General features: G+C 66.6%; 13 protein-coding genes and 1 riboswitch. Of the genes, 9 read left to right on the top strand and 4 right to left on the bottom strand.

All coding sequences use genetic code 11. The features are described 5' to 3' along the window. Window positions 1-200 precede the first annotated feature (200 nt). Complete coding sequence (locus OC159_RS12905; protein ID WP_265501587.1) at window positions 201-359, top strand: hypothetical protein; 159 nt, start codon at window positions 201-203, stop codon at window positions 357-359. Here OC159_RS12905 and OC159_RS12900 read toward each other — a convergent pair. Beyond that, a complete protein-coding gene (locus OC159_RS12900; RefSeq protein ID WP_265501586.1) occupies window positions 334-990 on the bottom strand; it encodes a flagellar hook capping FlgD N-terminal domain-containing protein in 657 nt (218 codons plus the stop codon). The two genes, OC159_RS12905 and OC159_RS12900, sit on opposite strands and share 26 nt — an antisense overlap. Window positions 991-999: 9 nt before the next feature. Beyond that, the gene (locus OC159_RS12895) at window positions 1000-2397 is read right to left on the bottom strand and encodes a flagellar hook-length control protein FliK (RefSeq protein WP_265501585.1); all 1398 of its coding nucleotides are present in this window, start codon (window positions 2395-2397) and stop codon (window positions 1000-1002) included. A gap of 100 nt (window positions 2398-2497) precedes the next feature. Here OC159_RS12895 and OC159_RS12890 point away from each other — a divergent pair, with 100 nt between their 5' ends. The 8 genes from OC159_RS12890 to OC159_RS12855 all read left to right on the top strand — a co-directional run bounded on the left by OC159_RS12890 (window position 2498) and on the right by OC159_RS12855 (window position 10639). Then, entirely contained in the window at window positions 2498-2746 is a 249-nt protein-coding gene (locus tag OC159_RS12890; RefSeq protein ID WP_265501584.1) for a rod-binding protein, read from the top strand. After that, a complete protein-coding gene (locus tag OC159_RS12885) occupies window positions 2743-3060 on the top strand; it encodes a hypothetical protein (RefSeq protein WP_265501583.1) in 318 nt (105 codons plus the stop codon). Before OC159_RS12890 ends, OC159_RS12885 begins: the two co-directional genes overlap by 4 nt. Before the next feature lie 165 nt (window positions 3061-3225). Then, window positions 3226-4071, top strand: coding sequence for a flagellin N-terminal helical domain-containing protein (locus OC159_RS12880; protein ID WP_265501582.1), 846 nt, complete (start codon window positions 3226-3228; stop codon window positions 4069-4071). Window positions 4072-4137: 66 nt separating this feature from the next. Then, window positions 4138-4503 (top strand): flagellar biosynthesis regulator FlaF, encoded by a 366-nt coding sequence (gene flaF / locus OC159_RS12875; protein WP_265501581.1) that lies wholly within the window; start codon window positions 4138-4140, stop codon window positions 4501-4503. After that, window positions 4500-4904: a flagellar biosynthesis repressor FlbT gene (gene flbT, locus OC159_RS12870; RefSeq protein ID WP_265501580.1), complete on the top strand. Its 405-nt coding sequence runs from the start codon at window positions 4500-4502 to the stop codon at window positions 4902-4904. The genes flaF and flbT overlap by 4 nt, the downstream gene beginning before the upstream one ends. Window positions 4905-4908: 4 nt before the next feature. Beyond that, entirely contained in the window at window positions 4909-5688 is a 780-nt protein-coding gene (locus OC159_RS12865) for a DUF1217 domain-containing protein (RefSeq protein WP_265501579.1), read from the top strand. Between the two features lie 287 nt (window positions 5689-5975). Beyond that, window positions 5976-9314 carry a carbamoyl-phosphate synthase large subunit gene (gene carB / locus OC159_RS12860; protein ID WP_265501578.1) on the top strand — a complete coding sequence of 1113 codons (3339 nt, stop codon included), beginning with the start codon at window positions 5976-5978 and terminating at the stop codon, window positions 9312-9314. A 125-nt stretch (window positions 9315-9439) separates the two neighbouring features. Next, a complete protein-coding gene (locus OC159_RS12855; protein ID WP_265501577.1) occupies window positions 9440-10639 on the top strand; it encodes a CAP domain-containing protein in 1200 nt (399 codons plus the stop codon). Between the two features lie 6 nt (window positions 10640-10645). Here OC159_RS12855 and cobF read toward each other — a convergent pair whose 3' ends face one another. Then, window positions 10646-11386 (bottom strand): precorrin-6A synthase (deacetylating), encoded by a 741-nt coding sequence (cobF, locus tag OC159_RS12850; RefSeq protein ID WP_265501576.1) that lies wholly within the window; start codon window positions 11384-11386, stop codon window positions 10646-10648. After that, on the bottom strand, window positions 11383-12048 hold the full coding sequence (locus OC159_RS12845; protein ID WP_265501575.1) for an energy-coupling factor ABC transporter permease: 666 nt from the start codon (window positions 12046-12048) through the stop codon (window positions 11383-11385). Before OC159_RS12845 ends, cobF begins: the two co-directional genes overlap by 4 nt. A gap of 35 nt (window positions 12049-12083) precedes the next feature. Next, a riboswitch (cobalamin riboswitch) is annotated at window positions 12084-12303 on the bottom strand. Between the last annotated feature and the right edge of the window lie 6 nt (window positions 12304-12309).

The following is a 12309-nucleotide window of genomic DNA, read 5'->3' as shown; positions in this document are numbered from 1 at the left end:
CGTTCACCACCTGCCGGATCTTGCGCGAGCCGGATGCCGTGCCGGATGCGCTCCTCGGGATCGACACAGCTGAACAGCGACCCGCTCGTCTCGTCCGTGCCCCGCATCATCACCCCCGCCCTGCTCCCCACGACGGGGAACCATGTTCCTCGAACCGGGTCGAGCACCGACTTCTTCAGCAGGCTGCTAGCGCGCTGTCGGTGATCGGCCTGCCGATCCAGCGCAGATGGTACCTGCTGCACCGGTCCGACCGCGCGCCCGGTCCGGCCACCGAAAGCGTCCGCGCCGGCATCACGGCGCTTGGGGGCAGCTTCCTGCCACAGCTGCAGGCGGTCAGGCCGGATCGCGCAGCGCGCTAATCTCCGAGGCGAGCGCGGACCCGCCGCCCTCGAAGACCAACCTGCCGCCGTCTGCGCCGAACTGCGCTTCGACGATCCGGGCATAGGCGCCGGCCTTCGTTTCCTGGATCTTCTCTCCGCCACGCCAGCTTTCGACCGCAAAGCTGTAGAGCCCGTCGGGCAGCTTCGCGTCATTCGCGGCCCGTCCCAGCCAGTCGACCTGGCCCTCTCCTGGGCCGATCTCCTCTCGGGCGACCTCTTGGCCCTTGGCGTCATAGGTCACCAGCTGGACGCTGTCTGCAAGGCTGTGCGGCGCGACATCCAGGGTCAGCGCCTCGTCTCCGAACCAGACCGGAGCGGTGGTGCGCGCCTCCTTGCCGATCCAGTTCGCGATGCCGCCACTGCCAGACTGGCCTGCCATCTGCTCCAGATACTTGTTGCCCAATGCCTGCTGCTCGACCCCCGCGAATGTCGCCAGCTGGATCGCGAAGTCGGTGCTCTGCATCGGGCTGAGCGGGTCCTGGTTCTTCAGCTGCGCGGTCAGCATCGTCAGGAAGGTCTGGAAGTCCGCGCCTGCACCCGGAAATCCGGTGCCGGATGAAGCGGTCGGGGTGGTCTGCGTGGCGGCCGGAGTTGTGATCGCGTCAACCATGAGGGTCTCCTACAGTCTGATGTCGAGACGCCGATCGCTCAGCGTGGTGGGGGTCAGCCGGACCAGTGCAGCCGGCGCAAGATAGGGTTCGTCGTCATCCGCGCCCCGCCTGCCCGGGCCGTCGTCCTGCCAGCCGCGGCCGGAGTCCTGCCGGAAGTCCAAGCTGCCCGCGTCCACGCCCGCCTCGGCCAGGTGCTGGGCCAGCAGGTCGGCGTTGCGGCGGACGAGGTCCAGCGTCTCGGGGCGCTCGGCCCAGACCGTGATGTGGGCGCGGTCGGGACCCGACATGACCAGACGGATACGGCCCAGCTCCTCGGGCGACAGCGCAATCTCGGTGCTGTCACCGCGGGTGCGGACCAGGGCCTCGGTGACCTGCTGCAGCACGGGCCGTGGATCATGCGCGGGGCCCGACGTGGAAGCCACGCCGACAGCACTGCCGCGGTGGGGCGCAAGGGATTGGAGGTCCGACAGGATCGGGTCGGCCGGGGCGGCATCCGACGGCGACAGGCCAACATCTAGGGGCTGCACGGACGGCACCGCAGCCTCGCGGGGGGCAGGCGCCTGTCGCGTGTCCGGAGTTCGCGGATCAGCCGCGCTTCGTATCTGCTCGGGTGCGACAAGGGCCGCATCCTGTGGCTGCGACGCCCGTTGCGGAGCCGGGTCCGATGCGGCAAGGGTGTCGCCGCCGATCAAGGTCGCTGCGGAAAGCCCGCCGATCTTCCGTGTCGGGGCAGCAGGGCGATTGTCCGCCACGACGCTGTGGCCGATTGACCCCGCGATATCCTTGCCCTTGATCTGCCGCTCGTCCAGCATCCCCGCGGTACCGGGTGCAATGGTGGGAAGATCTGCGGGTGACCCGGCGCCCTCGGCCTTTCCGCGCGAAGCCGGCTCGGCAGCGCCGACCGCCGCCTGATCCGCGCGCGGAACGGTTTCGCCCGTGCCTGGCAAGAACCGGATCCCGGCAACGGTCATTTCTGCAGTTGACGGCTTGGCAGCGGCAGCCTCTGCCTGGTCGACGCGGGCGGCCACCTCCATGCTTGGCAGGTGCTGAAGCCCGGCATCTGTCGTCGCAGGTTCGGCCTGCAAGGAAGTGGCTACCGGCGCGCCGGTCGGCAGCCCGGGCAGCGTCGGGTCCTGCGCTGCGGCTCCGGGCCGGAAGCCTGCGCTGAGACCCATGGTTCCCTCCAGCCAGGCAGCCAGCGGGTCTGCCCTGCCATCGTCCGGGCCGATTTCGCCGAAGGTCCTGCCAAATATGCCCTCGTCTGGGGTCGCGACCCGCAACGGCTCTGCCTCAAGAGGCGTCTCCTCGACCTGAAAGTCCGAATCGCCCTGCGGAGCGGGTGTCGCCTGCGCCGATTGCGCATCGGCGACAAGGATCGGGGAAAGGCTGACCTGAACGTCGGACATGCGGCACCTCTGGGTTTTTCACCGAATAGCCGGAACTCCTTACCGATTATTTACCGCCAGCCGCTAATTCGTCGGGAATGACATGATCGGAGGATTTACGATGCAAATCGATGCCATCGCACCCATTCCCGCGACGCCGCCGCGCGCCGTTGCCGTGGCGGACCAGCTTGAACGGGCGTTTCTCGAAGAGATGCTGAAATACTGCGGCCCAGGCGCTTTGAGCGGCGACTTCTCGGGCGGCGCGGGCGAGGATCAGTTCGCCAGCTTTCTGACGCAAGAGCATGCAGCGCAGATGTCGCGCCGGCTGGATCTCGGCTTCGGCCGCATGCTCGGAGAGGACGCCGCATGAGCCGCGCGCTTCTTCGCCAGACTGACCAGATCAAGGCGTCGCTGCTCTGTGGCAACGCGGCCGGTGCGCTTACCCAGATCGACGAATGGCTGCGAATCGCCGGACGGAAGGGTCTCGACCCCGCCGCGAAAGAGCGGCTGGAGCCCGTGGTGACCGAACTTCGCGCGTTGGCGCAGGCCTCGCTCGACGGTGCGCTTCAGGCCGCAGACCAGGTTCGCGCCATCATCGAGGCGGCGCGCAGCCTGCAGACCTACGACTCGCTCGGGCGCCGCCTCGTGACCGCGACTCGGGCGAATGCGCCGCAGAGGTTTTGAATAAAAAGCGTCGAAAGGTTCGTTTGAGGGAAAGGGGGCAATTCACTAGTTGTAAATCACCGGCGATTAGAACGGTGACATGCCGAAAACGGCGGCGGGCAGAGCCCCGTGAAGGTCAGAAGGCCAGTCTGCAACCCGGTGCAAAGCACCATCAAGGAGAAGAACATGACCAGCATTCTGACCAACAACAGCGCCATGGTCGCGCTGCAGACCCTGAAGAACATCAACTCGCAGCTGGGTAAAACCCAAGCCGACATCGCGACCGGCAAGACCGTCTCAAACGCCAAGGACAACGCCGCGGTCTGGGCGATCTCGAAAGTCATGGAAACCGACCAGTCGGGCTTCAAGACGATCCAATCGAACCTGAACGTGGCGGATTCAGTGGTCGGCACGGCGCGCAAGGGTGCGGAAGAAGTCGTCAAGCTTCTGACCGAAATGAAGAACCTGGCCATCGGCGCCGGTAACGATGCCGCCGATTTCGGCAAGATCCAGACGGATATCGACGGCAAGATGGCGCAGATCAACTCGGTCATCGGCGCATCGCAGATGAACGGGATCAACTTGCTCAAGACCGACGTCAACGGCGCGGGTGCGGCCGAATTCACCGTACTGGGATCGCTGGACCGGACCAACGGCACCGTTGCCACCGCCTCCAGCGACATCGTCGTCACCGGGGTGGACTTCGAGGCCCAGATCGGCGGCGCGGCTCCTGCGGCCATCACCGACCAGGCCTCGGCCCTGACCGCGATCGGAGAGATCGAGGCGCTTCTGGACATCGCCGTCCAGGGTGCGGCCGACCTGGGTTCCTCGGGCAAGCGGATCTCGGACCAGTCCAGCTTCGTGGGCGCGCTGGCCGACTCGCTGAAGTCGGGCGTCGGCTCGCTGGTCGACGCCGACATGGAGGAAGCCTCGGCCCGCCTCCAGGCCCTGCAGACCCAGCAGCAGCTGGGCATTCAGGCGCTGTCGATCGCCAACCAGGCGCCGGGCGCCGTGATGTCGCTGTTCCGCTGATGACAGCGGCGGGCGCCTTGGGGCGCCCGCCACCCTCACGATCACTCCAGAACGGGAAAGACGATCTTGAACGCGGTTACGCCACTGAATGACCATGGCTACAGGTCCGGCTCGATGCGCTCGCCTCGCGACGCCGAATACGACATCTTCTCGCGCGTGACGCGCATGCTGCGCCAGGCGCCTCGCACCGCCGACAGCGTGGAAACCATCCAGGCCGTCTACAAGAATTCCGAGCTTTGGACGCTGCTGGCTGCCGACTTGGCCGAGCCGGGCAACGGCTTGCCGGATGAAACCAAGGCCGGCCTCATTTCCCTCGCGGGGTTCGCGATCCGACACGGCCGTGCCGTGATGGCAGGCGATGCGCAGACCGACCCGCTGATCGATATCAACATGACCGTGATGCGCGGCCTCCGGGGGGATGTAGGCGCATGAGCGGACTGGTTCTGAAGCTTGCCCCGAACGAGCGCGTGCTGATCAATGGCGCGGTGATCGAGAACGGCGACCGCCGCACGAAGATCGCGATCAAGACGCCCAACGTGAACGTCCTTCGCCTGCGCGATGCAATCCATCCTGACAGTGCCCGCACCCCAGTATCTCGGGCCTGCTACATCGCGCAGCTGATCCTTTCGGGCGACGCCGATCCCCTAGAGGGTCGCCGCCAGCTTCTGCTAGCCATCGAGCAGCTGAGCCAGGTCTTCGACGACCGCGACAGTCGCATCCTGATCGCAGAGGCCACCCAGGCGGCCATCGACGCGAACCCGTATCAGGCAATGCGCAAGCTGCGCGACCTTCTGCCGAGAGAGGCGCGCCTCTTTGCCGCGGCAAGGCAGTGACGGCATGAGCGTCCCCTTCGTCACAGGCGTGGGCGGGATCGCCGGCTGGAAGATCATCCAGCGCAGCGAGGCGCTGCAGGTCCAGGCGGTTGCGAAGGATCCGGTCGTCCAGCGGTCGACGACCTACTTCAAGGAAAACATCTCTCGTGCCGTCGATGCGGACGAGCTGGTCCAGGACTACCGCCTGCTCAGCACCGCCCTGTCGGCCTTCGGCCTCGAAGCCGACATTCCGAACAAGGCGTTCATCCGGAAGGTGTTGGAGTCCGACATCTCGGACGACAAGTCGCTGGTCAATCGCCTGGCCGACAAGCGCTATCGCCGCCTGGCGGAGGCTTTCGGCTACGGATCCGGGAAGCAGACGGCGGATCTGGCCGCGACCGTTTCCACCGCCTTCGTGCAACGGGAGTTCGAGCGTCGCGTGGGCGAGGGCGACGAGACAATGCGCCTTGCCCTGAACGCGCGCCGCGAGCTTCAGGAGCTGTCCACCCGCACGTCGACCCAGAAGACGTTGTGGTACGAGATCATGGGCAACCCGCCAATGCGCAAGGTCTTCGAGGGCGCCTTCGGTTTCCCTGCTTCTTATGGGCAGCTGCCGGTCGAACGCCAGTTGCAAGAATTCATGAAGGCGTCCGAGAATACGCTGGGGACCAGCAGCTTCAAGGACATCAGCGAACCTGCGGTCCTCGACAAGCTGATCAACACTTACATGGCGCGATCGCAGATAGCGGCGGCCCCGGTCCAGAACCGTTATACGAACGCGCTCACGCTGCTGTCGGGGCTCTAGCGCGACACAGGCTGCGCCAGCACACCGCAGGCCATTCGGCGGACCTGGCACCGAAGATCGGCAGGCGCGGGGTTCCCATCGGCGATCCCACTTCCCGTCGAACCTTTTATTCGCCGGTTTCCCGCTGACGCGTAACTTTGGGTCGGCACGAGTCTCGGCCACGGCACGCGCGCGGCGTACCCGCGCCTTTTCGCGCCTGCGGGATACCGGCGCACCTTGCGCCCAAGGCTTGCTTGGCTATAACCCCGGACGATTTGCGCCCAACCCCGCCAGCCCCGGAGGCCACGATGCCCAAAAGAACCGATATCAAATCGATCCTGATCATCGGGGCGGGACCCATCGTCATCGGTCAGGCCTGCGAGTTCGACTACTCTGGCGCGCAGGCCTGCAAGGCGCTCCGCGAAGAGGGGTACCGGGTGATCCTGGTCAACTCGAACCCCGCCACGATCATGACCGATCCCCAGATGGCCGATGCGACCTACATCGAGCCGATCACGCCCGAGGTCGTTGAAAAGATCATCGCCAAGGAACGTCCCGACGCGCTCTTGCCGACGATGGGCGGGCAGACCGGGCTGAACACTGCGCTGGCGCTGGCCGACAGCGGCGCGCTGAACCGCTACGGTGTCGAACTGATCGGCGCGCAGCGCAGCGCCATCGAGATGGCCGAGGACCGCAAGCTGTTCCGCGAGGCGATGGAACGGATCGGGCTGGAGAACCCCAAGGCCACGATCATCGCCGCGCCGAAGCTGGCCAGCGGCAGGTACGACGTCAACGCCGGCGTCGTGCAGGCCATGGAGGCGCTGGAGGAGATCGGCCTGCCCGCCATCATCCGCCCTGCCTTCACGCTTGGCGGCACCGGCGGCGGCGTTGCCTACAATCGCGACGACTATGAACGCATCGTGCGATCGGGGCTGGACGCCTCGCCCATGGCGCAGGTGCTGATCGACGAATCCCTTCTGGGCTGGAAGGAGTTCGAGATGGAGGTCGTGCGGGACCGCAGCGACAACGCGATCATCGTCTGCGCCATCGAGAACGTCGATCCGATGGGCGTCCATACCGGCGACAGCATCACCGTTGCCCCCGCGCTGACGCTGACCGACCGTGAATACCAGATCATGCGCACCGCCAGCATCGCGGTCCTGCGCGAGATCGGCGTCGAGACCGGCGGATCGAACGTGCAGTGGGCCGTGAACCCCGAAGACGGCCGCATGGTCGTGATCGAGATGAACCCCCGCGTCAGCCGCTCGTCGGCGCTGGCATCGAAGGCCACCGGCTTTCCCATCGCCAAGATCGCGGCGAAGCTGGCCGTCGGCTACACGCTGGACGAGCTGGACAACGACATCACCAAGGTCACCCCGGCGTCGTTCGAACCCTCGATCGACTATGTCGTCACCAAGATCCCGCGCTTCGCCTTCGAGAAGTTCCCGGGAAGCAAGCCCGAACTGACCACGGCGATGAAGTCGGTGGGCGAGGTGATGGCCATCGGTCGCAGCTTCCACGAATCGCTGCAAAAGGCGCTGTCCTCGATGGAGAACGGCCTGACGGGCCTCGACGAGATCGCCATCCCGGGCGCGGTGGACCAAGGCAAGCCCGCCGTCATCGCCGCGCTGTCCAAGGCCACGCCCGACCGCATCCGCGTCATCGCGGAAGCCATGCGCTTCGGCCTCTCGAACGACGAGATCCAGCGCGTCACCTGCTTCGACCCCTGGTTCCTGGCCCGCATCCGCGAGATCGTCGATGCCGAGCATGTGGTGCGCGAAAGCGGGCTGCCCACGGACGAGGGTGGCCTGCGCCGCCTGAAGATGATGGGTTTCACCGACGCCCGGCTGGCGCATCTGACGGGCCGCGACGAGGCCGATATTCGCCGCGCCCGCCGTGCCCTGGACATCCGCCCCGTCTTCAAGCGCATCGATACCTGCGCGGCCGAATTCGAGGCGCAGACCCCCTACATGTATTCCACCTATGAGGCCCCGGCGATGGGCGACGTGGAATGCGAATCGCGCCCCACGGATGCCAAGAAGGTCGTCATCCTGGGTGGCGGTCCGAACCGGATCGGCCAAGGGATCGAGTTCGATTATTGCTGCTGCCATGCCTGTTACGCACTGACGGACGCGGGCTATGAAACCATCATGATCAACTGCAACCCCGAGACCGTGTCGACCGACTACGATACCTCGGACCGGCTGTATTTCGAACCGCTGACCCTCGAGCACGTGCTGGAAATCCTGCACACCGAACAGCAGAACGGCACGCTGCACGGCGTCATCGTCCAGTTCGGCGGCCAGACGCCGCTGAAGCTTGCCAACGCGCTGGAGGCAGAGGGCATCCCGATTCTTGGGACGACCCCCGACGCCATCGACCTGGCCGAGGACCGCGAGCGGTTCCAGAAACTGCTGAACGACCTGGGCCTCAAGCAGCCGATCAACGGCATCGCCAGCAGCGACGACCAGGCCATCGCCATTGCCGAACGTATCGGCTTTCCGCTGGTCATCCGCCCATCCTATGTTCTGGGCGGCCGCGCGATGGAGATCGTGCGCGACATGGACCACCTGAAGCGCTACATCACCGAGGCCGTCACCGTGTCGGGCAAGAACCCGGTGCTGCTGGACAGCTACCTCTCGGGCGCGATCGAGGTCGACGTTGACGCGCTTTGCGACGGCGAGACCGTGCATGTCGCCGGAATCATGGAACATATCGAGGAGGCGGGCGTCCATTCGGGCGACAGCGCCTGTTCGCTGCCTCCGCACACGCTGGACGCCGCCACCATTGCCGAACTGAAGGCCCAGACCACCGCCATGGCCCGCGCGCTGAAGGTCAAGGGCCTGATGAACGTGCAGTTCGCGCTGAAGGACGGCCAGATCTTCGTGCTCGAGGTCAACCCCCGCGCCAGCCGCACCGTCCCCTTCGTCGCCAAGGCCACCGACAGCGCCATTGCGTCCATTGCCGCGCGCCTCATGGCCGGAGAGCCGATGTCGAACTTCCCCGCCCGTGCGCCCTATCCCGAAGGCGTGGGTCCGGAAACCGACCTGCCTTTCGCCGATCCGATGACGCTGGCCGACCCGATCACGCCCTGGTTTTCGGTCAAGGAGGCCGTGCTGCCCTTCGCCCGCTTCCCCGGCGTCGACACGCTGCTGGGCCCGGAAATGCGCTCGACCGGAGAGGTCATGGGCTGGGACCGCAACTTCGCGCGCGCCTTCCTCAAGGCGCAGATGGGGGCGGGTACGCACCTGCCGCACGAGGGTCGCGTCTTCGTATCGGTGAAGGACGCCGACAAGACCGACGTGCTGGCCGGTGCCGCCCGGGACCTGGTCCAGATGGGGTTCTCGCTGCTCGCGACCTCTGGCACGGCGGATTTCCTGGCCGGGCAGGGGGTCGAGTCGCAGCGGGTGAACAAGTTCTATGAAGGCCGCCCCAACATCGTCGACCGCCTGAAGAATGGCGACATTGCGATGGTGCTGAACACGACCGAAGGCGTGCAGGCCATTGCCGACAGCCGAGAGATCCGGGCTGTCGCGCTCTACGACAAGATCCCCTACTTCACGACCGCCGCGGGCAGCATCGCCGCCGTGGCGGCCATCAAGTCGCGCGAGGAAGGCGAGGTCGGGGTCAGGTCGCTTCAGGCTTGATCCCGCCGGCGAAGGCAAGGTCCTGCTGATCATGGGCGGGACCTTAACCGTTTCTCGGCTTGCCGCTTGAACCGACGGATCGCCCTGCCATATTCTCAACCATAGCGTGTAGCCAAGAGGGTCCGATGTCACATGCCACCCCGGCCGAGCGGTACTTCCTGCAGCTGGTCAACCAGGAACGTGCGCGGCACGACCTTGCCCCACTGGTGCTGGAAACGCGGCTGAACGACGCCGCAGCAGACCATAGCGAGTGGATGCTCGACGCAGATGTCTTCTCGCATACGGGCGAGGAAGGATCGAAGCCCTCCGCACGCGTGCAGGAGGCGAACTTTTCGCTGCAGGGCGGCTGGCGCGTGGCTGAAAACCTGGCCTACATCTCGGACGACCGCGACGGTTCGCTGCTGGACGAGGTCCGGCAGATGCACCGCAACCTGATGGACAGCCCCGGTCACCGCGCCAACATTCTCGACCCAGATGTCGACTATCTTGGCGTCGGGATCGATGTCGGAAATTTCGGCGCTCACCGGGTTGTCATGGTCACGCAGGATTTCGCGGCGACCGGCGGCCAGGTGCAGCTAGATGTCGCGCCGGATGTCACGATCACGACCGTCGGGACGCCGATGACAAACGCCGCGGCCCCGCGGGTGGCGGACTGGCTGGCGCAGGTTGGCGATCATCACAAAGGGCCCTTCGCGACCGGCGGCAGCGACCGGATCGTTCGCGGGGCCGGGAACGACTCGGTCTGGGGCGGGACGGGGTCCGACTGGATCTTCGGCGGTGCCGGGGACGACGCGCTGCACGGCGGACGCGGCAACGACGTGATCCTGGGCCATTTGGGCAATGATCGTATCTGGGGAGAGATCGGCAACGACCGCCTTCTGGGCGGCGCCGGAAACGACACGCTCGCGGGCGGAATCGGAGCCGACCTCATCAACGGCGACATGGGCGCCGACCGGATATTCGGTGACGATCACAACGACCGTCTGTTCGGGAACTGGGGCGCCGACACGCTGGACGGCGGTGCCGGGAACGACCTGCTTGCGGGCGGCGTCGGCAACGACCTGCTGCGGGGCGGCGCGGGGGCCGATCAGTTCGTCTTCGCAGGATCGGTCGGCACGGACCGGATCGCGGATTTCCAGTCCGGTCGCGACCGCATCCTGATCGACAAGGACCTCGTCGGCCCCGACGTGACCAAGTTCGTCCGCGACGATATCCGGGAAACGGCCGAAGGCGTCGTCATCGACCTGGGGTCGGGGCAGCGCATCGTCCTGACGGACCCGGACCTGACCTGGCAGGACGTGGCCGACGACGTCTTCATGTTCTGACGCCCACTAGTCGCGCTGCAGCAGATAGCAGTCCATGATCCAACCGTGCGCGGCCCGGGCAGCCGCGCGGGCCCGGACGATTCGCGGACCGGCCTCGGCCAGCGGGCCGTGGTCGAGGATCTGCTGCGGCATGCCAAGGAAGGCGCCCCACCAGATCCCGATGCCGTCTGTCGGCAGGGACTGGAAGGCGCAGGCGCCGTCCAGCATCACCACCAGCCGGTCGACCGCCGCGGGCCAGCCGCGGTCGCGCAGCATCCGGCCCGTGGTGATCTGCACCGGCGCGCCCAGGTTGTTCAGCGGGATCGCATGCGCCGCACACAGTGCCTGGATGGCCGTAACGCCGGGTATCACCGTCACCTGCGCATCCAACCGCGCGGCGATGCGCAAGCTGCTGTCGTAAAGCGATGGGTCCCCCCAGACCAGCAGCGCGACATTGCCGCCCTCCGGCAGGTGGCGCGCGATCTGAGTGGACCACGCTTCCGCGATGGCATCGTGCCAACGCTCGACCCCGTTCAGATAGTCTGGATCGGCACTGTCGCGGCGCGGCAGATCGAACTCTGCCAGTCGGACCTGCGCGTCCGTCAGGTGCCGGTCCAGCAGGGCGCGGCGCAGCCCTGCCAGATCGGCCTTTTCATCGCCCTTCAGCGGGATCAGCACCAGGTCCGACGCATGCAGGGCCTGGATGGCCTGCAGGGTCAGGTGGTCCGGGTTTCCGGTCCCGATCCCGATCAGGGTAAGACGGATCATGCGAACAGGCGCGGCGTCACCAGGCCGCTGTCGCGCAGGCCGCGCAGGGACTTGGCGCCGGCCAGCAGCGCAAGGTCGACCAGCGGCTCCAGCGCGACAACCAGCAGGTAGGCCGCGCCGAAGGTGGCGACGCCCTCCCATGCGGCAGCGCCTTGGCCATAGAACGCCCAGAATGCCACCCAGGCGACGACGCCGCCCTGGAAGGCCGTCGACAGCGCCAGCGCCTGGCCATAGCTCAGGTCGACATAGGCGGTGCCGGGGGCGATGACGCGGCGCGCCGCCGCGGCGACCGCGAACAGCGGCACCAGCAGCGTCGTGACGTTCATGCCGTATTGCGGCAGGTCGGCGGGCGCAAACAGCAGCCCTTGCGCCAGCAGCCCAAGCGCCAGCCCGATGGCGGCGGGGGCCGCGCCGAAGACCAGGAACAGCGTGGAGCCGAGGATCAGGTGCACCTCGGACACGCCGACGGGGAAATGCGGCAGCACTTGGAAGAAGACGAAGGTGGCAACGGTCGCCAGCGCGGCCCGTGCGCCAAGCGAGGAGAGGCCCCGTTCGCGCAGCGATTCGAAGGCCAGCTTCAGGGTATAGGCGCCGGCGGTCGCGGCGGTGGCATAGCTGAGCACGATCTTGGCGCCCGCGACGATGCCCGGTTCGATATGCATGGTCGATTCTCCTTTGGCCGTCACACCCGACGGCGGATCTGGTGTCTGCCATGGCCGGTTTCCTGGCTTGCGGGTCGGGGCGCGGCGTCGGCCTTCCCGGGGCGTGGCCCCAGTGGCACGGGTGACGCGCGCTCTCCGCATACAGTCGCGGGGGCGGCTGGGGCTTCGGGCGCCGCGATTGGGTCCGCCCTTCCCCATTCCCGATGAAGCCCGACGCTGAAACGTCATGCAGGCACCATGCAGGCCTTCACCTGAACGTCA

This window comes from Paracoccus beibuensis (assembly GCF_026162625.1).
In the GTDB taxonomy this organism is placed as follows: Bacteria; Pseudomonadota; Alphaproteobacteria; order Rhodobacterales; family Rhodobacteraceae; genus Paracoccus; species Paracoccus beibuensis.
This window is presented reverse-complemented; position numbering and strand designations above follow the sequence as displayed.

Bases quoted from the DNA above. Each gene is read 5' to 3' on its own strand.
- OC159_RS12900 (WP_265501586.1), bottom strand. From the start codon at position 990: ATGGTTGACGCGATCACAACTCCGGCCGCCACGCAGACCACCCCGACC.
- OC159_RS12895 (WP_265501585.1), bottom strand. From the start codon at position 2,397: ATGTCCGACGTTCAGGTCAGCCTTTCCCCGATCCTTGTCGCCGATGCG.
- OC159_RS12890 (WP_265501584.1), top strand. From the start codon at position 2,498: ATGCAAATCGATGCCATCGCACCCATTCCCGCGACGCCGCCGCGCGCC.
- OC159_RS12885 (WP_265501583.1), top strand. From the start codon at position 2,743: ATGAGCCGCGCGCTTCTTCGCCAGACTGACCAGATCAAGGCGTCGCTG.
- OC159_RS12880 (WP_265501582.1), top strand. From the start codon at position 3,226: ATGACCAGCATTCTGACCAACAACAGCGCCATGGTCGCGCTGCAGACC.
- flbT (WP_265501580.1), top strand. From the start codon at position 4,500: ATGAGCGGACTGGTTCTGAAGCTTGCCCCGAACGAGCGCGTGCTGATC.
- OC159_RS12865 (WP_265501579.1), top strand. From the start codon at position 4,909: ATGAGCGTCCCCTTCGTCACAGGCGTGGGCGGGATCGCCGGCTGGAAG.
- carB (WP_265501578.1), top strand. From the start codon at position 5,976: ATGCCCAAAAGAACCGATATCAAATCGATCCTGATCATCGGGGCGGGA.
- OC159_RS12855 (WP_265501577.1), top strand. From the start codon at position 9,440: ATGTCACATGCCACCCCGGCCGAGCGGTACTTCCTGCAGCTGGTCAAC.
- cobF (WP_265501576.1), bottom strand. From the start codon at position 11,386: ATGATCCGTCTTACCCTGATCGGGATCGGGACCGGAAACCCGGACCAC.
- OC159_RS12845 (WP_265501575.1), bottom strand. From the start codon at position 12,048: ATGCATATCGAACCGGGCATCGTCGCGGGCGCCAAGATCGTGCTCAGC.